Consider the following 24723-nt stretch of genomic DNA (forward strand, 5'->3'; position numbering starts at 1 on the left):
TGCAAAGTGATGCATATGCATATTTTTGAAGGGGCACGGCATCTTTCTAATAGTGAATGGGTTATTCGGGCTATTATAGCATACATATTTTTAATATTAGTTGCGAAAGCGATGGGGCAAAGGTCCATCGCGCAACTTCGTTTTTTAGATGTTGTATTAGTGTTATTGCTTGGTGGGAATATTTCTAACGCATTATCTGATGAAAAAGTGGGATTATTCGGCTCGATGATTACAACGTTCATACTCGTTGTACTTCACATTATAAGCTCAGTCTTAATGTTGAAATGGGATAGATGGAGACGCTTTTTAGAGCCAGCACCTATTATTCTTATACACAATGGTTCCATTGATTTTAGCAATTTGAAAAAAGCGAGAATTACGGTGGAATATTTATTTTCGGAACTTCGCATGCGAAATGTGAGCGATATTCAAACGATTAGATTAGCATTATGGGAAGCGAATGGTGTTGTTTCTATATTTCGGTATCCAGAATATGAAGCAGTTTCGCGGCTTGATCTGAAAGTGGCGGGAAAAAAATCTCCAGTTTCTTTTGTATTAGTAAAGGATGGGAGGATTCAGCAAGATGTTCTAGCTTTAGTAGGAAAAACAGAAGAGTGGGCGAGAGAATTTCTAGAGAAGAGTGCAGAAGTCGAATCCATTATGTTAGCTACAGTAGATGAAGCTCATAAAATAAATATTTTGTTAAAAAAATGAAAAATATACGCATTTTGTCGTTTCATACATATGATACAATAGTGTGGACAACGAAAAAGGAGGGATACGATGGGATATGTAGAGGAGTTACGAAAAGTAGTTGGTCATCGCCCTTTAATTTTAGTTGGTGCTGTTGTACTCGTTATAAATGAAAATGGATATGTATTATTACAGCAAAGAACAGAGCCTTACGGAAAATGGGGGCTACCTGGCGGATTAATGGAGCTTGGCGAATCACCAGAAGAAACAGCTTGCCGTGAAGTATATGAAGAGACAGGAATAAAAGTGAAGAACTTACGATTAATTAATGTATTTTCTGGAGCGAACTATTTTACAAAATTAGCAAATGGTGATGAATTTCAATCCGTAACGACAGCCTATTATACCGAGGAATATGAAGGGGAGTTTGTTATGAATAAAGAAGAAGCGGTTCAGCTTACATTCTTCCCACTAACAGAACTACCTGAATATATTGTAGGATCGCATAAAAAAATGATTGCTGAATATATGAAAATTATGGAAAAAAAGATATAATAATAGTGAAAGAAATACAAAAACACAGTTCTGGTCGGTAGTCCAGACGCATGATTTCATGTCAGTAACCTTCCCCTCCGGGATGTCCCGTATTTCTAATTTTTTTAAAGGAGGGGCTGTCAATGGATTTGACAGTATATTACGATGGCCAATTTTTTGTTGGAATCATTACATGTAAAGAAACAGGGAAATTGTATGGAGCAAGGCATATTTTTGGAACGGAGCCGTCAGACGAAGAAGTACTTATATTTGTGAATGGTCCAATGTTAGCATATTTCCAGCACGTTGCAAAATGCGGTGTGGAAGTGAAAGAAAAACAGCGTCCAAAAAATATAAAACGTATCATACGACAAGCGGCAAAAGAAGTAAATGTAAAACGTTTTACTAAGGCACAAGAGGCAATTAGCTTATCTTATGAACTGCATAAACAAGAAAAGAAAGTGCAGTCTAAAGAGAAGCGAGAAGCTGAAAAACAAAGAAGACGTTTAATTAAAGTACAAAAAGCAAAGCAAAAGCATCGTGGCCATTAAGAAAAGGTGTTAGAGCAAGAGCTCTAACACCTTTTCTATACCCAAATACAAGTAAACTTACTTGTATTTCATAAACATTAACTGGTAAGATACAAATAGATAGTTTTAGAGGAGGGAAAAGATTGATTAATTTTAACTTTTTTATGAATGATGTTGTCCGCCAAGCACGTGAAGAGATTGTCTCTGCTGGATATACAGAATTGACGACGCCGGAAGCAGTAGAAGAAGCGTTTAAAAGAAATGGAACAACACTTGTAATGGTAAACTCTGTATGTGGTTGTGCAGGTGGTATTGCTCGTCCTGCTGCTGCGCATTCCGTACATTATGATAAACGTCCTAACCATCTTGTAACGGTGTTTGCAGGTCAAGATAAAGAAGCAACAGCAAAAGCTCGTGAATATTTCGAAGGATATCCACCTTCTTCTCCATCATTCGCTTTATTAAAAGATGGAAAAATTGTAACGATGGTAGAACGTCATGAAATTGAAGGTCATGAACCAATGCAAGTTATTGCAAAACTACAATCTTATTTCGAAGAGAATTGTGAAGAACTATAAAGTGAAACTTTAATCAGTGGGGGTGGTTTATCCCCACCGATTATCAGCCCTCACCAATCGGGCTTTTACGGGCAGTTGATCCCCATCTAACTTCTTTGTTTTTGCTAAATGTTGAGATGGAGTCTTACTGCCCGTTAAAGCGGGATAAAAATAAGCAAAAAGGCGGTACGTCCACAATCAAGTGGATGTACCGCCTTTTTTATTTAGTATTAAAATTTATGGGACATGCATAGTCATGTTATTTTATGCATTATTTTATACATGTTAAACATTGTTAATAGTGTTTTTAAATCTATTTTTATTTTATATATTGCATAAAAATGAAAGTGCTGATACAATACAAACATCGAATAAATATTCTATTAAACTTTTAAATATACATCATTAGGGGGAAGAAAGATGAAGAAGTTATTATCAATATCGTTTGCACTTATTTTAATTGTAAGTATGTTCAGCGCATGTAGTAATGGGGAAGAAAAAGCTACTGGAAAAAATAAAAAAGTACTGGTTATGGGGACTTCAGCAGATTATAAACCATATGAATACGTAGAAGCTTCAAAAAGTGATGAAATTATCGGCTTTGATGTTGATGTTGCTAAATATATCGGAAAAGAACTTGGTTATGAAGTGAAAGTGAAAGATATGGATTTTGGTGGTTTATTAGCATCTCTTAGCTCAGGAAAAGTTGATTTCGTAATGGCAGGTATGACGCCAACGGCAGAGCGTAAAAATAATGTTGATTTCACAGATATTTATTTTGTTGCAAAAAACATGGTCGTTTCTAAAAAGGATTCTAACATTAAATCTGTAGAGGATTTAAAAGGAAAAAAAGTAGGAGTACAAACAGGATCTATTCAAGAAGAGAAAGCAGCAGAATTTAAAAAACAAGTAGATTTCAAAGTTGAGGGACGTGACCGTATACCAGAAATCGTACAAGAAATTAAAGCTGGTCGTTTTGACGCTGCAATTATAGAAGACACAGTTGCTAAAAATTATTTAGAAAAAATGAAAGAATTACAAGGAATTGAAATTAAAGAAGCACCAGAAGAAGTAGGAGCAGCAATTGCCCTTCCGAAAAACAGTGATAAAACAGCAGAATTTAATAAAGTAATTAAAAAAATGCAAGAAAATGGAGAAATGGATAAATTAGTGAAGAAATGGTTTGGCAGCGAGAAGTAAGCTGCCTTTCACTTTTCTGTGAGGGGAATGAAAAGAATGAACTTAGATTTTTCGGCGATTACGCCTTCGATACCATATATACTAAAAGGCCTAGAAGTTACTTTGAAAATTGTAGCAGTATCAGCGTTAGTTGGGTTTATTTTAGGAACGTTATTAGCACTTTGCAAAATTGCTAGAATACGAGCATTAAATATAGCGGCAGATTTTTATACATCAATTTTCCGTGGTACACCACTTGTATTGCAATTAATGATTATTTATTTCGGTGTCCCGCAAATAATTGGTTATGAAATACCAGCATTCGTAGCAGCTGTATTAGCATTTAGCTTAAATTCAGGTGCATATATGTCAGAGGTAATTCGTGCCGGCATTCAAGCGGTTGATAAAGGACAAACAGAAGCAGCGATGGCTTTAGGGATTCCTTACGGGAAAATGATGCGAAATATCATTTTCCCTCAAGCATTAAAAAATATATTACCAGCGCTTGTGAACGAGTTTGCGACACTTACGAAAGAATCGGCTGTAGTAACAGTAATAGGAGCGACCGATTTAATGCGCCGTGCTTACATTGTAGGCGGTGAGACGTTTAAATATCTTGAACCATTACTTTTTGTTGGACTAATTTATTATATGCTAGTCATTATTCTTACATTAGTCGGGAAGGCAATTGAAGGGAGAATGAAGAAAAGTGATTAAAATTGAAAACCTTCATAAATCATTTGGAAAAAACGAAGTATTAAAAGGGATTACAACAACGATTGAAAAAGGGGAAGTAGTAGCAATTATTGGACCGTCTGGATCAGGGAAATCAACATTTTTACGTTGTATGAATGTGCTAGAAGCACCGACAAATGGTCACATTTGGATTGGAACGGAAGAAGTAACGAATCCGAAAACGAATATTATGCACGTTCGTGAAAATGTCGGAATGGTATTTCAGCATTTTCACCTATTTCCTCATATGACTGTATTAGAAAATATTACGTATGCTCCTATCAATGTAAAAGGAGTAACGAAACAAGAAGCTGACAAGAAAGCCGAGAAACTTTTAGAAAAGGTCGGTTTATTAAATAAAAAAGATACGTATCCCAATCGTCTTTCTGGAGGACAAAAGCAACGTGTAGCAATTGCGAGAGCGTTAGCGATGGAACCAGAAGTTATGTTATTTGATGAACCAACATCAGCACTAGATCCAGAGATGGTAAAAGAAGTGTTAGAAGTTATGAAATCATTAGTTACGACAGGAATGACAATGGTGATTGTTACACATGAAATGGGATTTGCAAAAGAAGTAGCAGATCGTGTTCTCTTTTTAGATGGTGGAAAGCTTGTAGAAGATAGTGCGCCAGCAGAATTTTTTGTAGCACCGAAAAGTGAACGTGCGCAACAATTTTTACAAAAAATATTGTAATATGTAAAGGTTGCGTGAATAATAAGAAGAAAAGGATGACATTGTGTCATCCTTTTTTTATACTAGCTGTAAATACGTTTATACATATAGGAGCAGTGCTATGTTCAAAATTGGATACCGTACAGTAAAAACAGCAATAGGGACAGGCGCAGCAGTTTTTATTGCGCAGTTATTAGGATTAGAATTTTATAGTTCAGCGGGCATTTTAGTTATATTATGTGTACAAAATACGAAACGTAAATCACTTCAAGTGTCGTTACATCGTTTTTTAGCTTGTGTATTATCAATGGTATTCGCTTTTTGTATTTTTGAAACAATTGGATATACACCACTTGCAATTAGTATATTATTACTTACATTTATTCCGACTGCAGTTATGCTTAAAATTCAAGAAGGTATTGTCACAAGTTCAGTTATTGTGATGCATCTATATTCATTGAAACAAATTACATGGCTTATTGTTGGGAATGAAATTGCGATATTAACGATAGGAATTAGCGTGGCTTTATTAGTGAATATGTATATGCCAAGTAGTGAAAATAAGCTAAAAGAGTATCAGGATACAATAGAAAGTAATTTTAAAACAATTTTGTTTGAAATGGTCGTGTATTTACGAAACAGAGAAAGTAGCTGGAGCGGGGCAGAACTTATTGAAACTGAAAATATGCTAAATGAAGCAAGGGATTTATCGTTTAAGAAACTTGAGAATGCATTTATGCGAGAAGATGGCTATTATTATCGTTATTTTAATATGCGCATGCAACAATTCGAAATTTTAGAACGGATGATACCATTAGCAGCTTCTTTATCATGGACATATGAACAAGCTGATATGATTGCGGATGTGGTTGAAAACATTGGAAATGCTATTAGCCCTGAGAGTACTGGGGTTATTTCCTTAAGACAGCTTCAAGAAATGAGAGAATTATTTAGAGACATGCCATTGCCCGTTACACGTGAAGAATTTGAGATACGTGCGAAGCTTGTTCAACTTGTGTATGAAATGGAACAATATTTACTCATTAAAAGCCGTTTTAAGGGAAAGGATAATATAAAAGAACTTATATAGAAGGTAGGAATTATTATGCCGTATCTTCTCTCTTTCATATTATGTCTTTCTTTATCGCCTATTTGGCCTCTTGGTGACAATCCACGTGCCGGAGATCCTTTTATTATTGTAAATAAAGCGACGAATAAACTAGCTTATATTGACGATGGAAAGATTCAAAAGGTTTTTCCAGTAGCGACAGGGAAGACAAATGAATTAACTCCAGAGGGAACTTTTGATGTTGTAATGAAAGCGAAGGATCCGTATTATATTGCGAAGGATATTCCAGGTGGGTCACCGAAAAATCCACTTGGGTCAAGGTGGATTGGATTTAATGCAAGAGGAACTGATGGAAGTAAATATGGAATACATGGAACAAACCAACCTAGTTCAATTGGAAAGTATATTTCACAAGGATGTATAAGAATGAAGAAAAACGATGTGGAGTATTTATTTGACCGCATTCCAATTGGAACGAAAGTATGGATTGTGAAGTCGAAAAAATCATTTCAGCAATTGGCAAAACAAAAAGGAGCCATTGCATATGAAAAAGCCAACGAAAAGGTTGGCTTTTTCTACTGTAATAAGTTGTCTTGACATGTGTACATAACCATGAGTTAATGAGAGTATAGAAAGATAAAGTGAAACTTTAATCAGTGGGATGTTTTTTACCCGCGGATTATCAGCCCTCACCAATCGGGATAAAAAATTAGATAAAGGGGTTGCTCATATGTACTTGAATCCAAAAATTTCGTATATGCAATTTTTTATGGGATTTCTATTTGTTATTACATTCATATTGGCAACTTTTAATATATGTTCTTATCTTGTAGCAATTGTATGTATGGCATTACTCAATCTTACTTTTGTTATTGGAGCATTTCAGCAGAAACAATATACAAGTTTTATAACAGCACTTGTAATGTCATTTTCCTTTAGTATTGTAGCGATTGTGCTTTATATAAAATAAACCATCTCGATATCGAGATGGTTTATTTTATTATGTTATGTGTAAAAAGTAAAAAAAGGACGAATACATCGTCCTTTTTACCAAAACATACTTGCGCCAGCAAGTAATGTTGTTACAAGCATAGAAATTAGCATTACATAAATCATAACTTTTTGAGCTTTTTTATGCATCGTTAAACCTCCTTGCAAATCAGTACAATATCATTGTAACGAGAAATGATATTGTGGACAAGGGGAGAGAAGTGACAAAATTCGAGAAGTGCATGTAAAGTATAACAGGAAATTTGTATGTATGTAGAGAATATATAATTAATGATAGAGTATAAGTTTTTTGTTATGCAAGCTGAAGAATGGAGATACGATGATGAAAATATATGAAACAAATCGTTTACATTTAAGGGAAATTGATGAGTCGTATGCTGAAAAAGTTCTTCAATATTACGACAGGAATCGTGAATTTTTAAAAGCTTGGGAAGAGTATAGACCGGATGATTTTTTTACGTTAGATTATCAGAAGAAAAAGTTACAAAAGGATAGAAAAGAGTTTGCAGAAGGTAAAATCATCAGGCTTTGGATTTTTAAAAAGGGTGATGATACGAAAATAATTGGATGTATTTCATTTAATTTAATTGTTCGCGGAATTTATCAATCTTGTGTACTCGGCTATAAATTAGATAAGGCAGAGTTAAACAAAGGTTATACGACAGAAGCGCTTAGAAAAGCGATTCAAGTTGCTTTTGAGGAATTTCAGTTACATCGTATAGAAGCACCGATTATGCCACGAAATTTAGCATCTATACAAGTCGTGACGAAGATAGGCTTTCAATATGAGGGCGTGTCTAGGAAAATGTTAATGGTAAATGGAGTATGGGAAGATCATATGCGCTGGGTATTGTTAAATGAGTAATAGAAAGCAGATGGTTATCTAGACATATAAACCGTCTGTTTTTTGTCTTGTATTTCGAAACTTTTGCGAAATTCTGTTATAATTAATAGTGTTACATACATAATGGTAGTGCAGGAGGCGCAGTCTTATGATTAATCAAGAACGTTTAGTAAATGAATTTATGGAATTAGTACAAGTAGATTCTGAAACGAAATTTGAAGCAGAAATTTGCAAAGTATTAACAAAGAAGTTTACAGATTTAGGTGTAGAAGTATTTGAAGATGACACAATGGCTGTTACTGGGCATGGTGCAGGTAATTTAATTTGTACATTACCAGCAACAAAAGATGGCGTTGATACAATTTACTTTACTTCTCATATGGATACAGTAGTTCCTGGTAATGGAATTAAGCCTTCTATTAAAGATGGATATATCGTATCAGATGGTACTACGATTTTAGGTGCGGATGATAAAGCAGGATTAGCATCCATGTTCGAAGCAATCCGTGTTTTAAAAGAGAAAAATATCCCTCATGGTACAATTGAATTTATTATTACAGTTGGAGAAGAATCTGGTCTTGTTGGTGCAAAAGCATTAGATCGTGAGCGCATTACAGCGAAATACGGTTATGCATTAGATAGCGATGGAAAAGTTGGTGAAATCGTTGTTGCAGCTCCAACACAAGCGAAAGTGAATGCGATTATTCGTGGGAAAACAGCTCATGCTGGTGTAGCACCAGAAAAAGGTGTATCTGCAATTACTATCGCAGCGAAAGCAATTGCGAAGATGCCACTTGGTCGTATTGATTCTGAAACAACTGCAAATATTGGACGTTTTGAAGGTGGTACACAAACAAATATCGTTTGCGATCATGTACAAATCTTTGCAGAAGCGCGTTCTTTAATCAATGAAAAAATGGAAGCACAAGTTGCAAAAATGAAAGAAGCATTTGAAACAACTGCAAAAGAAATGGGTGGTCATGCAGACGTTGAAGTAAACGTTATGTACCCAGGATTTAAATTTGCTGAGGGCGATCACGTTGTAGAAGTTGCAAAACGTGCAGCTGAAAAAATTGGTCGTACACCTTCTCTTCACCAAAGTGGTGGCGGAAGTGATGCAAATGTAATTGCAGGACATGGTATTCCAACAGTTAACTTAGCGGTTGGTTATGAAGAAATTCATACAACAAACGAAAAGATTCCTGTTGAAGAATTAGCAAAAACAGCAGAATTAGTTATAGCAATTATTGAAGAAGTAGCGAAGTAATGTAATAGAAAAAGCGTGTAAATCACAATTGATTTACACGCTTTTTATTTTGATTCGATTACTTTTACAAGCCGGATCAGCCAATACAAGAAAATCCATGGCAATATATAAGTTGTTGCTATATGTACTAGACGAGGGAAGAATCCAAATGTATTAAAGTTGAAAATAGGAAGTAGTAAATAATTAATGGCTATGATTAATATAATCACAAGGAACGTATAGTTGAGTTTATTAGTTGACTTCATCACAATCACCCCTTTTTACAATTATATCTATTTTATGTAAATTATATCGAATATATAAAGGGAAAAGAACAAGTAATTATTATAACTATTATGCAAAATTTGATATAATGAAAGAACGAACGTTCTTATTAGGGAGTGAGTACTATGCGAGAAATGTATCCGAAAAATGGTCGTGTTATTTTGCATGTAGATATGAATTGTTTTTTCGCATCTGTTGCAATTGCTCATGACCCATCATTACAAGGGAAGCCGTTAGCAGTTGCTGGAAATGAAAAAGAAAGAAAAGGAATTATTATAACATGTAGTTATGAGGCAAGAGACTATGGAATACGTACAACGATGCCTCTTTGGGAAGCAAAAAGGTTATGCCCGCAATTAGTTGTAATGCGTCCTAATTTTACATTATATCGTGAAGCTTCATTTCAAATGTTTCAAATCCTTTCCCGTTTTACGGAAAAAATACAACCAGTCTCTATAGATGAGGGGTATTTAGATATTACAGATTGCTACGCACTCGGTTCACCTCTTGAAATAGCAAAGATGATTCAGCAGGTGTTATTAACAGAGTTACAGCTTCCGTGTAGCATCGGAATTGCTCCTAACCTTTTCCTAGCAAAAACAGCTTCTGATATGAAAAAGCCTCTCGGTATTACCGTGCTTCGAAAACGAGATATTCCAGAAATGATTTGGCCACTTCCAGTTGAAGCGATGCATGGAATTGGAGAAAAAACAGCTGAAAAATTAAATGATATTCATATACAAACAATTGAGCAGTTAGCAAAAGGGAACGAACATATCATTCGCGCTAAAATTGGAAAGCATGGTGTTGATTTACAAAGGCGGGCAAAAGGTATGGATGATAGGGAAGTTGACCCGAGTCAAATGGGACAACATAAAAGTGTCGGTAATTCGATGACTTTTTCAAAGGATATGGATGAAGAGAAAGAATTACTTGATATGTTAGAACGGCTATCAAAATCAGTGAGTAAAAGATTACAAAAGCGAACTCTTGTCAGCTATAATATTCAAATTATGATTAAATATCATGATAGGCGGACAGTAACGCGGAGTAAGCAATTGAAAAATGCGATTTGGGAAGAACGAGATATTTTTCAGGCAGCATCTCGTTTATGGAAGCAACATTGGGACGGTGATTCCGTTCGTTTACTAGGTGTTACAGCTACTGAAATAGAGTGGAAGACAGAATCGGTGAAACAATTAGATTTGTTTTCATTTGAAGAAGATGCGAAAGAAGAGCCGCTACTTGCTGTCATCGATCAAATTAATGATAAGTATGGAATGCCGATTTTACAACGAGGTAGTCAATTATTACGTAAGCAAGAAAAGTCTTTTCAGCAAAAATTAGAAAATAAGTTTATGTAGAAGGTGTCATGACGTAGTAAATATCATGACACCTTTTATTTTTACAATTAACTATGAAATTTTTTACTATAAAGTTTTTATAGAAAATAAATTGTTTCTTTTGCACTACAAGCAAAGGAATTATTAAATAAATTAAGTGAAAGGATAAATTTAGATGAGTTTGATAGAAGTATGTATAAAGATCTTGGGGCGGAATATGACGATTTGCTAAATAAGTATAAATAAAAAAGCACTGTAACCAGTGCTTTTTTATGATAGATTAAGAGATTGTAACATTTTCAAAAATAACAATTTCTGAACTGTTTGTTGTTGAAACGCGTTGTGCGTAATATGTTAAAGCTGAAGAAATATATGTTGGTAATGAATCATTTGTATGTGTTGTTGTATATTCATGGATTAATTCTTTCAAAGTCGTCCATTCTAATTGTGCTGGGTGATCAGACACGAAAGAACTTACCCAGCGATCAAATGAAGATGAAAAATCAGTTTGTAAACGAAATGCTTCTTTCATAATAAAACGCTCCCTTAAAATGTAGTATAATCATTTTAACATAAAACACGAACGATTACTAAGTTTTTTGAGTATAACGTTCGTGGTATATAGTTGTCTAGATGATTGGTTATGTAAATTCGATTTGCCATTTGAAATAACATTCCGTAAGATGAAAGGTAGATTATATAAAGAGCTGGAGGAAAGAAAGTGGAATTTGTATTTTTAGGAACTGGTGCAGGTGTTCCTTCGAAAGGAAGGAACGTTTCGGCAATTGCTTTGCAATTGTTAGAAGAACGAGGACAGACTTGGTTATTTGATTGTGGCGAGGCGACGCAACATCAAATATTACATACATCAGTACGCCCACGCCGCATTGAAAAAATATTTATTACGCATTTACATGGTGATCATATTTTTGGCTTGCCTGGTTTATTAGGAAGCCGTTCATTTCAAGGAGGGACTACACCTTTAACAGTGTATGGACCAAAAGGAATTAAACAATTTATTGAAGTGGCATTATCAGTAAGTACGACACATGTAAAATATCCACTTGAAATTGTGGAGATAACAGAAGAAGGTACTGTATTTGAAGATAATGAATTTCACGTGGAAACGAAAAGATTGTCACATGGTATTGAATGTTTTGGGTATCGTATTGTAGAGAAAGATATACAAGGTGCTCTTTTAGTCGATAAATTGCTGGAGATGGGGGTGAAACCTGGCCCGCTCTTTAAACGTTTAAAAGATGGAGAAGTAGTTGAATTAGAAAATGGTACGATACTAAATGGAAAAGACTTTATTGGTCCACCTCAAAAGGGAAGAATTATTACCATTTTAGGTGATACAAGATATTGTGAAGCGAGTAGAGAGCTGGCACAAGACGCTGACGTACTTGTTCATGAAGCCACTTTTGCAGCAGAAGATGAACAACAAGCGTATGATTATTTTCATTCTACATCTAAGCAAGCTGCGAGTATTGCACTTCAGGCAAATGCAAAAAGATTAATATTGACTCATATTAGTTCTCGTTATCAAGGAGATACATATAAGGAATTATGGAAAGAGGCAAGAGAGCTATTTTCTAATACAGAAATAGCTACGGATTTGAAATCATTTCCAGTAGATAGATAATAATGGTGTGAAAAAATGGTGACGAATGGTTGCCATTTTTTTATTTCTAAAAAAATTTAAAATAAAACTGTTATCATTTTATGTTTATATTGGATGAAACAGAAAGTTTTAATGATGTGAAGAGATAGGATAAAAATACATAGTACCGATTGTTTAGAAAAACTGTTATATAAGTCAGATGACATACGAGTGGTACAAATAGCAAAAATGGATCGTTATTCAGAACTTTTAAAATTTATTAAAAGTAAGCGTTTTATTAAAAACAAGCTATAATGAGGGCAGATTATAATTTATTGTAGGCTACATGCGTTTTAGCCATTTGTCGTAACAAGTGGAGTTGACTAAATCGTGAGAGGGAAACATGAGAATTATAAATAAGAAGGATATTACTATTATTTGTACTAAGTCTTTTTTCACTTTTTAGCTTTAAAGCACTAAAAGGTATGAAAGCAATGGGAGTTTCACTTGTTTATCCGACATTAACGGGCAGTAAAACTCCCACCTCAAAATTCGGCTGGGGTAAAGAAGTTAGGTGGGAGATCAACTGCCCGTAAACGTCCGATTGGTTCAACTAATAATCAGTGGGGGATGAACAAAACCCCCACTGATTATAGGTTCACTTTATGCTATGCTTGTAAGGGGTTCTGTGTTAAACTTTGGATTGCCACCAGACTTTATTCTGGATTAGCTTATATTATTTTTAAATGAAGGTAATGCTAAGTTTCTTATTTATTGTGATAATTGGTATTATTTCAGGATATATTGTTTCACTGTTATTCAAAAACTATCCAATTCGTATAGCGTAACAAATTCGTCGTACAACTGGAAAAGCAACCGATTCGGTAGCTTAATAGAATAGTAAAAAATTTTTGCATAGAGGTTTAGGGGGAGTTATGATGAAGTATCGCTCAGTATTTGATATTATTGGTCCAGTTATGATTGGTCCATCAAGTTCACATACAGCAGGCGCAGCAAGAATGGGGCAAGTTGCTCGCCAGCTGTTTCGTCATGAACCAGAAAGAGTAAGCATTTCATTATATGGATCATTTGCAAAGACGTATCGAGGGCATGGTACGGATGTAGCATTGATCGGTGGAATATTAGGGTTTGAAACAGATGACTTACGTATTCCAGAGGCGCTAGACATAGCAAAAGAGCGCAAAATCGAAGTAGAATTCATTGAAGAAGATGCAAATGCACCTCACCCAAATACAGCGAGAATTCGTTTGTATAAAGGTGAAGAAGAAATTGAAGTTGTTGCTTGCTCAATTGGTGGCGGTAAAATTGAAGTTGTAGAATTAAACGGATTCGATCTTCAATTAACAGGCACGAGTCCAGCACTACTTATTGTAAATAACGATCGCTTCGGTGCTATTGCAGCAGTAGCTTCAATCCTTGCGAAACATGAAATTAACATTAGTACAATGAGTGTTTCTCGTAAAGAAAAAGGAAGAAGAGCGCTTATGGTTATCGAAACAGATGAATTATTAGCAGATGAAGTGATTGAAGAAATAAACGCGCAACAAAATATTTGTCAAGTAACTATTATGGAATAATTGCAGGGGGGACACACCATGTTTCGGAACGCAGCGGAACTAGTGGCGCAAGCTAAAGAACAAAATGTAAAAATCGCAGAAATTATGATTCAATGTGAAATGAAAACAAGAAGTATTTCACGTGAAGAAGTAATTGCTGGTATGGAAAAGAACTTAGTCGTGATGGAGCAAGCAGTAGAACGTGGTATTCGCGGAGTGAAATCACCAACTGGTTTAACTGGCGGAGATGCTGTAAAAGTTCAGGCGTATATGAATAGCGGAAAAGGCTTATCTGGAGATACGATTTTGGACGCGGTGAGTAAAGCTGTTGCAACAAATGAAGTAAACGCAGCGATGGGAATTATTTGTGCAACACCAACAGCAGGGTCTGCTGGAACAGTGCCAGGTGTACTGTTTGCACTGCAAGAAAAATTACAGCCGACACGCGAAGAGATGATCGAATTTTTATTTACAGCAGGAGCTTTCGGTATGGTTGTTGCGAATAATGCTTGTATTTCCGGCGCGGCAGGAGGTTGCCAAGCTGAAGTAGGTTCAGCAAGTGGAATGGCAGCAGCAGCAGCGGTTGAGATGGCTGGTGGAACACAAGATCAAGCAGCTACAGCGATGGCGATTTCATTAAAGAATATGCTTGGTTTAGTATGTGATCCTGTTGCAGGGCTTGTAGAAGTACCTTGTGTAAAACGTAATGCAGCAGGAGCTGCGAATGCGATGATTTCAGCTGATTTAGCATTAGCTGGCGTAACGAGTACAATTCCATGTGATGAAGTGATTGAGGCGATGTTTAGAATCGGACAAACGATGCCAGTAGCACTTCGTGAAACAGCTGAAGGTGGACTTGCAGCAACACCAACTGGTCGCCGTCTGCAAGAAGAGATTTTTGGGAAGACTAATAACTAAACAATATATGTTAATAAAAAAATGGAGCTCAAGTAAGATTGAGCTCCATTTTTTATTTTTCTTTTGTTAGTTGTTCTAATGTTTTCCCAAGATTATGTGATCGTTGTGTAGCCTGTGTAATACAAGAAATAAGTGCTTGTTGAAATTTATGTTCTTGTAATACTTCAATGCCTGCTTCGGTCGTTCCGCCAGGAGAAGTAATTTCCTTTCGCAAAACAGAAGGGTGTTTTTCACTTGCTTTTAGCATTTCAGCAGCACCAATCATCGTCTGAAGAATAAGTGACTTTGCAACATCTTCTTTTAAACCAATTGTTTTTGCGGCTTCTTCCATCGCTTCCACTACGTAATAAATATAAGCAGGCCCACTTCCAGATAATGCAGTGACAGCATGCATATCTTCTTCCTCTACAACAGAGACGAGACCGATTGTTTCAAATAAAGCTATGGCAGTCTGAATATGTTCCGCTGTTGCATGTTTTGAAGGCGAGATAGCAGTAGCTGATTTTAAAATAGCTGCAGATGTATTTGGCATCGCACGAATAATCGGAACATCTTTTTGAAGTAGGTTTCTAATCGAGTGAGTAGAAACACCTGCTAATAAGGAAATAATAAGCAGGTTATTATGTATATATTCTTTAAAAGGAGTAAGCGCTTCTGCAACATCCTTTGGTTTCATTGCTAGAAAAAGAATAGTTGTATCAGTGAGTAGCTCTTTTTTATTATGCGTACCTTTGACGCCATATTTTTTATGTAGCTCCTGCAATCTTGTCTCGTTAGAACGATTACTTACGGTAATTTGTTCGCCTTTCACAACATTTGCATGTAATAAGCCACCAATAATAGCTTCAGCAATAGAGCCTGCACCGAGAAAGGAAATGTTTTGAATAGACATGATGTTCCTCCTTTAAATTTGGTTAGAAATTCTTATAAATGTACATACATTCGTTTTTTTATAGGAAACACCTCTTTTTATCTGAAAATAATGACAAATATATATAGAAGTTGTAAACTGAAGAAGTATTCATTTTTGAACCGGAAAGAGACAGGGGGGCTAAGCATGACGGCGATTCACCGAATGGAGATTCCTGTGCCATTTGCAGTTGAAACTGTGAATGTGTTTTTAGTTGAGGGGGAGACATTAACATTAATTGATACAGGGACGAATACAGAAGAGGCAAGAAGTGCGTTAGAAAGGCAATTGGGTACATTAGGATATGCGATAGAAGATATTAAAACAGTAGTCATTACGCATCATCATGCGGATCATTGTGGGCTTTTAAATATATTTTCTGAGAAAACGAACATTATTGGACATCCTTGGAATGAGCCTTGGATCACGCAAAATCCAGAATTTTTAAAGCGGTATCATGAGTTTTTTAGAGAGACAGCTTTGCAATTTGGTGTTCCAGCGGCATTTTTGAAAGACGAGGCGTTATTGACGACGAAGACACTTAAATATTCTTGTAATAGATCGTTAACGCATACTGTGAGAGAGGGAGATCGTATTGATTCTTTACCTGGGTTTACAGTAATCGAAACACCAGGTCATGCTTCCACTCATATTTCATTATATAGAGAATCTGATGGAATATTAATTGGCGGGGATGCTCTCATTAGCCATATTTCTTCGAATCCCATATTAGAACCACCATATGAAGGACAAACAGAAAGGGCGCGCCCGTTATTACAATATAATCAAACGTTAAAGCGTTTAAGTGAAATGAATATTTCGCGCATTTTATCAGGACATGGAGAAGATGTTCTAAATGTGAAACAACTTATTGAAACGAGATTACAAAAGCAAGAAACACGTGCGTTTAAAGTGCTTGAGTTATTAAAGGAAAAACCAATGACAGCATTTGAAGTATGTGTAAAACTATTTCCGGTATTATATAAGGAGCAATTGCCGCTTACTATTTCAGAAACTGTTGGACAATTAGACTTTTTAGCATATAATCAACAAGTGATGATTGATGAATCTTCGCAACAATTGATTTATTATGCAAAGTAGGTGACAGCAATGACGGGACGTTTACAAGATAAAGTAATCGTCATTACAGGTGCTTCTAGTGGAATTGGAGAGCAAGTTGCAATGCAAGTTGCAGAGCAGGGGGCGGCTCCAGTATTAATGGCTAGAACAGAAGAGAAATTAAAAGCGTTAGCAGAGAAAATTAAAGAAACTTATAATACGCCTTGCTATTATTATGTATTAGACGTAAGTGAAGAGATGGAAGTACAATCTGTTTTTTCAAAGGTATTACAAGAAGTGGGACGTATTGATATATTAGTAAACAATGCGGGATTTGGTATTTTTAAAACATTTGAAGATGCGTCAATGGATGAAGTGAAAGATATGTTCCAAGTAAATGTATTTGGATTAGTAGCTTGTACGAAAGCGGTACTACCCTATATGGTGAAAAGGAACGAAGGACATATTATTAATATTGCTTCACTTGCTGGGAAAATTGCAACTCCAAAATCGAGTGCGTATGCAGCGACGAAACATGCAGTATTAGGATTTACGAATAGTTTACGCATGGAGTTGTCTAGTACAAATATTTTCGTAACAGCGATTAATCCAGGTCCGATAGATACAAACTTTTTTGAAATAGCGGATCAATCCGGTACATATGTGAAAAATATGGGACGGTACATGTTAAAACCAACATATGTAGCAGAGCAAATCGTAAAATCGATGCAAACGAAAAAGCGTGAAGTAAACTTACCGAAGTGGATGGGCATTGGTCCGAAACTTTATGTACTATTCCCAGGTTTATTTGAGCGTATTGCAGGTAAATCATTAAGTAAAAAATAGGAGATTTCCATATGGAAATCTCCTATTTTTTTATTTTCCAGTCACATAATCGTAAACGATATCCTCAACTGCCTCGTATACATCAATTTCAGTATTTGAATGAATTATCGTTTGAATATGTTTAATTAGCATTTCCTGATCCTCATTTGACATAGGATTACATTGATATTGTTGAAAACTTTTTATGATCATTTTCTCAATTAATTTTTCATTCATGTTTTTCCCTGCCTGTATGTACGTATGTATTGTTTTATTGTACTTGAAGTGAAATGAAAAAACTACTATACATTGTTTTTGTATAAAAATTCGGTTATGTATATTGTTTTTCTAGTAAAATTAAGTTTTTTTAAGTTTGTAAAATTTATAAATATTTAATTGACTCTATAAATATACAATATTATAATCATACTTAATTTAAAGAATTGATATGAGGAGGAGCATATGAAAGTCGCGATTATTGGAGCAACTGGGTATGGAGGTATTGAGTTAATTCGGTTATTAGAGCAACATCCATATTTTTCGATAGCATCTCTCCATTCTTTTTCACAAGTTGGCGAGTGTATAACAAATGTATATCCGCATCTTCGAAATATTCTTGTTCATACGTTACAAGAAATTAATGCGGAGGAAATAGAGAAGGAAGCAGAAATTGTATTTTTAGCAACTCCAGCAGGAGTATCAGCAGAGTTAACTCCAAAATTATTAGCAGTAGGTTTAAAAGTAATTGATCTATCTGGAGACTTTCGTATGAAAGATCCTTTCATATATGAACAGTGGTATAAAAGGGCAGCTGCAAAAGAAGAAGTTCTTAGTGAAGCTGTATATGGGTTAAGTGAATGGAAAAAGTCCGAGATTCAAAATGCAAATTTAATTGCAAACCCAGGATGTTTTGCTACAGCTTCGTTATTAGCGATATTGCCGTTAGTACGTAGCGGCATGATTGAAGAAGATTCAATTATTATCGATGCAAAATCAGGAGTATCTGGAGCAGGCAAAACACCAACAACGATGACTCACTTTCCAGAGTTATACGATAACTTGCGTATTTATAAAGTAAATGAGCATCAACACGTTCCTGAGATTGAGCAAATGCTTGCAGAGTGGGATAGGGAAACGAAGCCAATCACGTTTAGTACACATTTAATACCGATATCACGAGGGATTATGGTTACACTGTATGCGAAAGTAAAACGAGAAATGGAAATAGAACAACTTCAAAAGTTATATGAAGAAACGTATGAACAATCGGCTTTTATTCGAATTCGCACGCAAGGAGAGTTTCCAAGTCCGAAAGAAGTGAGAGGCTCAAATTATTGTGATATGGGGATAGCTTACGATGAAAGAACAGGAAGAGTGACAGTCGTTTCTGTTATAGACAATATGATGAAAGGTGCGGCTGGGCAAGCGATTCAAAATGCAAATATAGTAGCGGGACTAGAAGAAACAACAGGTTTACAACATATGCCGCTTTATCTATAAGGGGGACATGATGATTAAAGTAGCGTCTATTATAAAAGTAGAAAATGGTTCGATTGTAACTCCGAAAGGTTTCTCGGCAATTGGTACTGCAATTGGTTTGAAAAAGGAGAAAAAGGATTTAGGAGCAATCGTTTGTGATGTACCGGCATCATGTGCTGCTGTTTATACAACTAATCAAATACAAGCAGCCCCCTTGCAAGTAACGAAAGACAGTATAGCAGCTGAGGGGAAATTACAAGCGATTATCGTCAATAGTGGAAATGCAAATGCTTGTACAGGAATGAAAGGATTACAAGATGCCTACGAGATGCGTGCATTAGGGGCGGAATATTTTGGAGTGAAAGAAAATTACGTTGCAGTAGCTTCGACTGGTGTAATTGGTGTTCCTTTACCGATGGATATAATTCGAAAGGGAGTTGTAACTCTTATACCGACGAAGGAAGAAAGTGAAGCGCGTTCTTTTTCTGAAGCGATTTTAACGACGGATCTTATAACGAAAGAAACTTGCTATGAAATGATTATTGATGGGAAAAAAGTGACGATTGCTGGTGTTGCTAAAGGTTCAGGGATGATTCATCCGAATATGGCAACGATGCTGAGCTTTATTACGACAGACGCTCATATAGAGCATGACGTATTGCAAACGGCATTATCCCAAATAACGAATCATACATTTAATCAAATTACGGTGGATGGAGATACCTCTACGAATGATATGGTCATCGTTATGGCAAGTGGATTATCAGAAACGAAACCAATCAATATGGAACATACAGACTGGGAAGCTTTCGTATTTGCTTTACAGAAGGTATGTGAAGATTTAGCAAAAAAAATTGCACAAGATGGTGAAGGTGCTACGAAGTTAATAGAAGTAAATGTGCTAGGCGCGAAAGCGAGTGAAGAGGCAAAGAAAATTGCAAAGCAAATAATTGGTTCAAGTCTTGTAAAAACCGCAATACACGGTGAAGACCCAAATTGGGGGCGAATTATTAGCAGTATTGGACAAAGTGAAGTAGCGATTAATCCAAATACAATTGATATTACTCTTCAATCTATCGTTGTGCTGAAAAATAGTGAACCTCAAATGTTTTCTGAAGAGGAAATGAAAAAGAAATTACAAGAACATGAAATTATGATTGATGTGTATTTACATTTAGGAGAAGAGACCGGATCAGCTTGGGGCTGTGACTTAAGCTATGAATATGTGAAAATAAACGCTTGTTATCGTACATAAGGAGAGGGAAGATGAGCGATTATATTGTAGTGAAATGCGGCGGTAGTATGCTAGAGCAATTAAATGATGTGTTTTTTGATTGTATAAAGAAATTGCAGCAGAAGTATAAGGTAGTGATTGTCCATGGTGGTGGTCCAGAAATTGATACCAACTTAAAAAATTGTAATATCAAAGTAGAAAAAAGAGATGGATTACGAGTGACACCAAAAGAAGTTATGGATATTGTTCAAATGGTGCTATGCGGGAGTACGAATAAAAAGTTTGTAATGAATTTGCAAAGGCATAATTTACTGGCGGTAGGTTGTTCAGGATGTGACGGCAAATTACTTCAAGTTCAACCTGTCAGCGAGGAGATAGGATATGTGGGAGAAGTAAGCTATGTCGAAACAGCCTTACTAAAAGGATTAATAAATATGAATTATATTCCTGTTATTGCTCCGGTCGGGATTCATGATAATGAGATTTATAACATAAATGCGGATACCGCTGCAGCGGGGATTGCGGCCGCACTATCCGCAAAAGAACTCGTTTTTATTACGGATGTAGATGGGATATTACATGAAGGGAAATTGGTAAAGAAAACAGATGAGTCTGAAATTGCAACTCTTATAGAAAAAGGAGTTATTACAGGCGGGATGATTCCGAAAGTACAGGCGGCACTAGCTTCATTAAAAATGGGAGTGCAAAAGATAAGTATCGTAAATGGTACAAAAGATTTTACTGAAGATACAGGAGAATGTATCGGAACGACGGTAACGAGAGGAGCGAGTATTGTATGACAAGTCATCTTTTTCAAACGTATGGGAGAAGAAATATTGAGTTTGTAAAGGGAAGTGGAACGGAAGTCTTTGATAAAAATGGTAAGCAATATTTAGATTTCACATCAGGAATTGGCGTATGTAATTTAGGACATTGTCACCCTACTGTTATGAAAGCTGTACAAGAGCAACTTCATGATATATGGCATATATCTAACCTATTTACAAACGGCTTACAAGAAGAAGTCGCGTCATTATTAACAGAAAATATAGCATTAGATTATGTGTTTTTCTGTAATAGCGGAGCAGAGGCGAATGAAGCAGCATTGAAGCTAGCTCGTAAGCATACTGGAAAATCTCTCGTTGTAACATGTCTACAGTCTTTCCACGGTAGAACATTTGGAACGATGAGTGCGACAGGACAAAATAAAGTGAAAGAAGGATTTGGTCCGCTCCTTCCGTCTTTTTTACATACCCCATTTAACGATATAAAAGCGCTCAAGGAAGTAATGAATGAAGAAGTTGCGGCAGTAATGGTAGAAGTTGTTCAAGGAGAGGGAGGAGTCATACCTGCTGATCTATCTTTTTTGCAAGAGATTGAAGCATTATGTAATAAGTTCGGTTCCTTATTTATTATAGATGAAGTACAAACAGGGATCGGAAGAACAGGGACATTATTTGCTTACGAACAAATGGGAATAAATCCTCATATCGTTACTACCGCTAAAGCGCTTGGAAATGGCATTCCAGTTGGAGCGATGATTGGCCGGAAAGAACTTGGAACATCGTTTACTGCAGGATCACACGGTTCAACGTTTGGCGGGAATTATGTTGCAATGGCTGCAGCGAAAGAAGTATTGCAAGTAAGTAAAAGACCATCGTTTTTAAAAGAAGTACAAGAAAAGGGCGAGTACGTATTAGAGAAGTTGCGAGAGGAATTACAACATGTCGAATGTATTCAAAATATACGTGGTAAGGGGCTTATGATTGGGATTGAGTGTAAGCATGAAGTTACAAGTTTTATAGAAGAACTAGAAAAAGAGGGACTTCTCGTATTACAAGCAGGGCCAAATGTTATAAGACTATTACCGCCACTTATTGTAACGAATGAAGAGTTAGAACAGGCAGTATATATGATAAAAAAAGTAGTTTGTACAAAAAACGTATCAATCATATAAGGGGGAAATTTCATGTCAACTGTACAAGTACCGAAATTAAATACGAAAGATCTTTTAACACTAGAAGAATTAACGAAAGAAGAAATCATTTCTTTAATTGAGTTCGCTATATATTTAAAAAAGAATAAGCAGGAGCCTTTATTACAAGGCAAAATATTAGGGCTTATCTTTGACAAACATTCAACTCGTACGCGCGTATCTTTTGAAGCGGGAATGGTACAGCTCGGGGGACATGGCATGTTTTTAAGTGGGAAAGAGATGCAAATGGGAAGAGGAGAAACCGTTTCAGATACTGCGAAAGTATTATCGCAGTATATTGATGGGATTATGATACGTACATTCTCACACGCGGATGTAGAAGAGCTTGCAAAAGAATCGAGCATACCTGTAATTAACGGTTTAACGGATGATCATCATCCTTGTCAAGCATTGGCAGACCTAATGACAATATATGAAGAAACAAATACATTTAAAGGAATAAAATTGGCTTACATAGGTGACGGAAATAATGTATGTCATTCATTGTTGTTAGCGAGTGCGAAAGTTGGAATGCATATGACTGTTGCAACGCCTGTAGGGTATGAACCGAATGAAGAGATTGTAAAAAAAGCGTTAGCGATTGCCAAGGAAACAGGAGCTGAAATTGAAATTTTGCATAACCCTGAATTAGCGGTGAATGAAGCAGATTTCATTTATACTGACGTTTGGATGAGCATGGGGCAAGAGGGAGAAGAAGAGAAATATACTTTATTTCAACCATACCAAATTAATAAAGAACTTGTTAAGCATGCGAAGCAAACATATTGTTTTTTACACTGTTTACCTGCCCATCGTGAAGAAGAAGTAACAGGAGAAATTATAGATGGACCACAGTCTATCGTATTTGAGCAAGCTGGTAATCGATTGCATGCGCAAAAAGCATTATTAGTAAGTTTATTTAAAAATGTAGAAGAGCCTTCCTAAGTGATGTACATCTCCAGTTGTTAGACACGAATAACAATTGGAGGTGTGCTTTTTAGATTGAAATGTCGTATGTATATTTGGTTAACTATCTCTATATCATTTATAATAAAAAGAGTAAACTACATTTGTTTTTCATATCATGTAAGGACATACTAGATAGACAAAATATAGTTAAAGAGATGATGAATTTGAAAACAACTAAGAAAACATATTCGTTTTTCCAGCGGATGTGGAGAATATTAAAGTTTCAATATTATAAGTTGCTTCGATCACCAGAAGGAGCAAAGAAAGTATCGTTAGGTTTTGCGATTGGTTTTGGTTTAGAGATGTTGGTTATATATACGGCATCGCTCGTCTATTTAATCTTTTATCCAATCGTTCGATTAGCAAAGGGATCTTTTCCTGCTGCAGTTATTGGCAATATTATTGGGAAAATATCGTTTCTCCCAGTAGTTTTATTTCCGCTTGCCTATGCGCTAGGGAAAATGATTTATCCATTTCATGTACAAAAAATACATCATGAACCCTTTACGATATCGGACTTGTTTTCAAGTCACATTTTTACGATATTAAAGAGCTTATTACAGAGTGAAGTGTATGTATTAATTGGAATGACGATTTTAGGAGTTGTATTTGGTGTAGTTTCATATTTCGTTGTGCATTATTTATATGAAAAGAACCGTAAGTTACGCCTGAAGAATAGAAAGAAACGAGTGAGAGAACCACTCATGCAAATATAAAGAGTGTCACATTCATTTTCTCCTTTGAATATGTTTAAGAAAAAGGGGGAGAGAATGAATGTATTATTATTACGTACCGCAAGTATATCCATATGTAAATTATCATCCGGTTTATGATATGAATAGACAATACGAATTATATCGACAACAACAATTACAGCAATTACCACAAATACCACAACAACAGCCTACGCAAGAACAAAAACCATATTTAACGACATGGCCATATTCAAATGTGTACTATGGTAATTATTACGAATCATAAAGCTGCTTCTATGTAGAAGCAGCTTTATGCGTTTGTTTTCAAAATTAAATTTTGAATGGTTTGAAGAGAGTGAATGAGCTTTTCGCGCTCTTCCTCAGATAATGTTTGGAAATTTTCTTTTAATTTGTCTAAAATGAATTGTTGATACTGATTTACTAACAATTTCCCTTCAACTGTTAGGGAAATTAAAATGACCCGTCGATCTTTTTCGCTATAATGACGCTCTATTAGTTCTTCTTGAATCAGTTTGTTTAATAGAGGTGTCATGTTAGGCCGTGAAATCGCTAGCCGCTTGCCGATTTCGGAAACTGCTAATGTGCCATTTTCATGCAGAAGCAGCAATACTTGTGTATGTGATGGCGGCATATGTCTTTGAGAAGAAAATTCTCCAGGAAGCATAAATTTGCGATAAAAAAGAGGCACTAGCGAAAGAAGATGATCAACAATACGTTCCCACTCGCGTGATTCCATATAAAGGCCCCCTTCCACTA

Annotated in this window: 31 protein-coding genes; 25 read left to right on the top strand and 6 right to left on the bottom strand. The window is 35.8% G+C overall.

Going from position 1 to position 24723, the window contains the following annotated elements; genetic code table 11:
* Positions 1–9 precede the first annotated feature (9 nt).
* From DN392_RS05130 to DN392_RS05175, 10 genes are all read left to right on the top strand, one after another.
* Positions 10–714 (top strand): DUF421 domain-containing protein, encoded by a 705-nt coding sequence (locus tag DN392_RS05130; RefSeq protein ID WP_000550954.1) that lies wholly within the window; start codon positions 10–12, stop codon positions 712–714.
* A gap of 69 nt (positions 715–783) precedes the next feature.
* On the top strand, positions 784–1248 hold the full coding sequence (locus tag DN392_RS05135; protein WP_002107742.1) for an NUDIX hydrolase: 465 nt from the start codon (positions 784–786) through the stop codon (positions 1246–1248).
* A 122-nt stretch (positions 1249–1370) separates the two neighbouring features.
* Positions 1371–1778, top strand: coding sequence for a YjdF family protein (locus DN392_RS05140; protein WP_002107745.1), 408 nt, complete (start codon positions 1371–1373; stop codon positions 1776–1778).
* A gap of 143 nt (positions 1779–1921) precedes the next feature.
* On the top strand, positions 1922–2335 hold the full coding sequence (locus DN392_RS05145) for a BrxA/BrxB family bacilliredoxin (RefSeq protein ID WP_002003484.1): 414 nt from the start codon (positions 1922–1924) through the stop codon (positions 2333–2335).
* A 399-nt stretch (positions 2336–2734) separates the two neighbouring features.
* Entirely contained in the window at positions 2735–3514 is a 780-nt protein-coding gene (locus tag DN392_RS05150) for a transporter substrate-binding domain-containing protein (protein WP_000735474.1), read from the top strand.
* Between the two features lie 36 nt (positions 3515–3550).
* The gene (locus DN392_RS05155; RefSeq protein ID WP_001046922.1) at positions 3551–4210 is read left to right on the top strand and encodes an amino acid ABC transporter permease; all 660 of its coding nucleotides are present in this window, start codon (positions 3551–3553) and stop codon (positions 4208–4210) included.
* Positions 4203–4925, top strand: a complete 723-nt coding sequence (locus DN392_RS05160) for an amino acid ABC transporter ATP-binding protein (protein WP_000590215.1) — start codon at positions 4203–4205, stop codon at positions 4923–4925. Before DN392_RS05155 ends, DN392_RS05160 begins: the two co-directional genes overlap by 8 nt.
* Before the next feature lie 100 nt (positions 4926–5025).
* Positions 5026–5994 carry an aromatic acid exporter family protein gene (locus tag DN392_RS05165; RefSeq protein ID WP_000472675.1) on the top strand — a complete coding sequence of 323 codons (969 nt, stop codon included), beginning with the start codon at positions 5026–5028 and terminating at the stop codon, positions 5992–5994.
* Between the two features lie 15 nt (positions 5995–6009).
* Complete coding sequence (locus tag DN392_RS05170) at positions 6010–6570, top strand: L,D-transpeptidase (RefSeq protein WP_001146549.1); 561 nt, start codon at positions 6010–6012, stop codon at positions 6568–6570.
* Between the two features lie 133 nt (positions 6571–6703).
* The gene (locus DN392_RS05175; protein ID WP_000281162.1) at positions 6704–6943 is read left to right on the top strand and encodes a DUF3894 domain-containing protein; all 240 of its coding nucleotides are present in this window, start codon (positions 6704–6706) and stop codon (positions 6941–6943) included.
* Positions 6944–7020: 77 nt separating this feature from the next.
* Here the strand turns inward: DN392_RS05175 and prli42 are convergent, their stop codons facing one another.
* Positions 7021–7113 carry a stressosome-associated protein Prli42 gene (gene prli42 / locus DN392_RS05180; RefSeq protein ID WP_000549038.1) on the bottom strand — a complete coding sequence of 31 codons (93 nt, stop codon included), beginning with the start codon at positions 7111–7113 and terminating at the stop codon, positions 7021–7023.
* Positions 7114–7303: 190 nt separating this feature from the next.
* Between prli42 and DN392_RS05185 the strand changes: the two genes are divergently transcribed.
* Positions 7304–7849 (top strand): GNAT family N-acetyltransferase, encoded by a 546-nt coding sequence (locus DN392_RS05185; RefSeq protein WP_002008488.1) that lies wholly within the window; start codon positions 7304–7306, stop codon positions 7847–7849.
* A 127-nt stretch (positions 7850–7976) separates the two neighbouring features.
* Positions 7977–9095: a tripeptidase T gene (locus DN392_RS05190; RefSeq protein ID WP_000609809.1), complete on the top strand. Its 1119-nt coding sequence runs from the start codon at positions 7977–7979 to the stop codon at positions 9093–9095.
* A 44-nt stretch (positions 9096–9139) separates the two neighbouring features.
* Here the strand turns inward: DN392_RS05190 and DN392_RS05195 are convergent, their stop codons facing one another.
* Positions 9140–9340, bottom strand: coding sequence for a hypothetical protein (locus DN392_RS05195; RefSeq protein WP_071743122.1), 201 nt, complete (start codon positions 9338–9340; stop codon positions 9140–9142).
* Between the two features lie 144 nt (positions 9341–9484).
* On the opposite strand from DN392_RS05195, the gene DN392_RS05200 reads away from it, so the two are divergent.
* Positions 9485–10723 carry a DNA polymerase IV gene (locus tag DN392_RS05200; protein ID WP_088321213.1) on the top strand — a complete coding sequence of 413 codons (1239 nt, stop codon included), beginning with the start codon at positions 9485–9487 and terminating at the stop codon, positions 10721–10723.
* Between the two features lie 259 nt (positions 10724–10982).
* On the opposite strand, the gene DN392_RS05210 is transcribed toward DN392_RS05200, so the two are convergent.
* Complete coding sequence (locus DN392_RS05210; RefSeq protein ID WP_000656497.1) at positions 10983–11234, bottom strand: DUF3932 family protein; 252 nt, start codon at positions 11232–11234, stop codon at positions 10983–10985.
* Between the two features lie 189 nt (positions 11235–11423).
* Between DN392_RS05210 and rnz the strand changes: the two genes are divergently transcribed.
* From rnz to sdaAA, 3 genes are all read left to right on the top strand, one after another.
* Positions 11424–12347, top strand: a complete 924-nt coding sequence (rnz, locus tag DN392_RS05215) for a ribonuclease Z (protein WP_000397451.1) — start codon at positions 11424–11426, stop codon at positions 12345–12347.
* A gap of 896 nt (positions 12348–13243) precedes the next feature.
* The gene (gene sdaAB, locus DN392_RS05220) at positions 13244–13903 is read left to right on the top strand and encodes an L-serine ammonia-lyase, iron-sulfur-dependent subunit beta (RefSeq protein WP_000877441.1); all 660 of its coding nucleotides are present in this window, start codon (positions 13244–13246) and stop codon (positions 13901–13903) included.
* Between the two features lie 18 nt (positions 13904–13921).
* Entirely contained in the window at positions 13922–14800 is an 879-nt protein-coding gene (gene sdaAA / locus DN392_RS05225) for an L-serine ammonia-lyase, iron-sulfur-dependent, subunit alpha (RefSeq protein ID WP_000489470.1), read from the top strand.
* 52 nt (positions 14801–14852) lie between these two features.
* Here the strand turns inward: sdaAA and proI are convergent, their stop codons facing one another.
* Positions 14853–15692 (bottom strand): pyrroline-5-carboxylate reductase ProI, encoded by an 840-nt coding sequence (gene proI, locus DN392_RS05230; RefSeq protein ID WP_000027262.1) that lies wholly within the window; start codon positions 15690–15692, stop codon positions 14853–14855.
* A 165-nt stretch (positions 15693–15857) separates the two neighbouring features.
* Between proI and DN392_RS05235 the strand changes: the two genes are divergently transcribed.
* Both DN392_RS05235 and DN392_RS05240 read left to right on the top strand, forming a co-directional pair.
* The gene (locus DN392_RS05235; RefSeq protein ID WP_000125142.1) at positions 15858–16811 is read left to right on the top strand and encodes an MBL fold metallo-hydrolase; all 954 of its coding nucleotides are present in this window, start codon (positions 15858–15860) and stop codon (positions 16809–16811) included.
* Between the two features lie 9 nt (positions 16812–16820).
* Positions 16821–17615, top strand: coding sequence for an SDR family oxidoreductase (locus DN392_RS05240; RefSeq protein WP_048565694.1), 795 nt, complete (start codon positions 16821–16823; stop codon positions 17613–17615).
* 30 nt (positions 17616–17645) lie between these two features.
* Here the strand turns inward: DN392_RS05240 and DN392_RS05245 are convergent, their stop codons facing one another.
* A complete protein-coding gene (locus DN392_RS05245) occupies positions 17646–17831 on the bottom strand; it encodes a YqzH family protein (protein ID WP_001003210.1) in 186 nt (61 codons plus the stop codon).
* A 225-nt stretch (positions 17832–18056) separates the two neighbouring features.
* On the opposite strand from DN392_RS05245, the gene argC reads away from it, so the two are divergent.
* The 7 genes from argC to DN392_RS05280 all read left to right on the top strand — a co-directional run bounded on the left by argC (position 18057) and on the right by DN392_RS05280 (position 24232).
* Positions 18057–19094, top strand: coding sequence for an N-acetyl-gamma-glutamyl-phosphate reductase (gene argC, locus DN392_RS05250; RefSeq protein WP_000861236.1), 1038 nt, complete (start codon positions 18057–18059; stop codon positions 19092–19094).
* A 10-nt stretch (positions 19095–19104) separates the two neighbouring features.
* Positions 19105–20328: a bifunctional glutamate N-acetyltransferase/amino-acid acetyltransferase ArgJ gene (gene argJ / locus DN392_RS05255; protein WP_048565691.1), complete on the top strand. Its 1224-nt coding sequence runs from the start codon at positions 19105–19107 to the stop codon at positions 20326–20328.
* Between the two features lie 11 nt (positions 20329–20339).
* The gene (argB, locus tag DN392_RS05260) at positions 20340–21107 is read left to right on the top strand and encodes an acetylglutamate kinase (RefSeq protein WP_001286788.1); all 768 of its coding nucleotides are present in this window, start codon (positions 20340–20342) and stop codon (positions 21105–21107) included.
* Positions 21104–22264, top strand: coding sequence for an acetylornithine transaminase (gene argD, locus DN392_RS05265; protein ID WP_064056470.1), 1161 nt, complete (start codon positions 21104–21106; stop codon positions 22262–22264). Before argB ends, argD begins: the two co-directional genes overlap by 4 nt.
* A 12-nt stretch (positions 22265–22276) precedes the next feature.
* On the top strand, positions 22277–23227 hold the full coding sequence (argF, locus tag DN392_RS05270; protein ID WP_064056469.1) for an ornithine carbamoyltransferase: 951 nt from the start codon (positions 22277–22279) through the stop codon (positions 23225–23227).
* A gap of 179 nt (positions 23228–23406) precedes the next feature.
* Positions 23407–23967, top strand: a complete 561-nt coding sequence (locus DN392_RS05275; protein ID WP_014893525.1) for a DUF2062 domain-containing protein — start codon at positions 23407–23409, stop codon at positions 23965–23967.
* Positions 23968–24025: 58 nt separating this feature from the next.
* Positions 24026–24232: a hypothetical protein gene (locus DN392_RS05280; RefSeq protein ID WP_048565686.1), complete on the top strand. Its 207-nt coding sequence runs from the start codon at positions 24026–24028 to the stop codon at positions 24230–24232.
* 24 nt (positions 24233–24256) lie between these two features.
* Here the strand turns inward: DN392_RS05280 and DN392_RS05285 are convergent, their stop codons facing one another.
* A complete protein-coding gene (locus DN392_RS05285; RefSeq protein WP_000445824.1) occupies positions 24257–24703 on the bottom strand; it encodes a MarR family winged helix-turn-helix transcriptional regulator in 447 nt (148 codons plus the stop codon).
* Positions 24704–24723: the final 20 nt, after the last annotated feature.

Source organism: Bacillus sp. BB51/4 (assembly GCF_008368845.1).
Lineage (GTDB): Bacteria > Bacillota > Bacilli > Bacillales > Bacillaceae_G > Bacillus_A > Bacillus_A wiedmannii.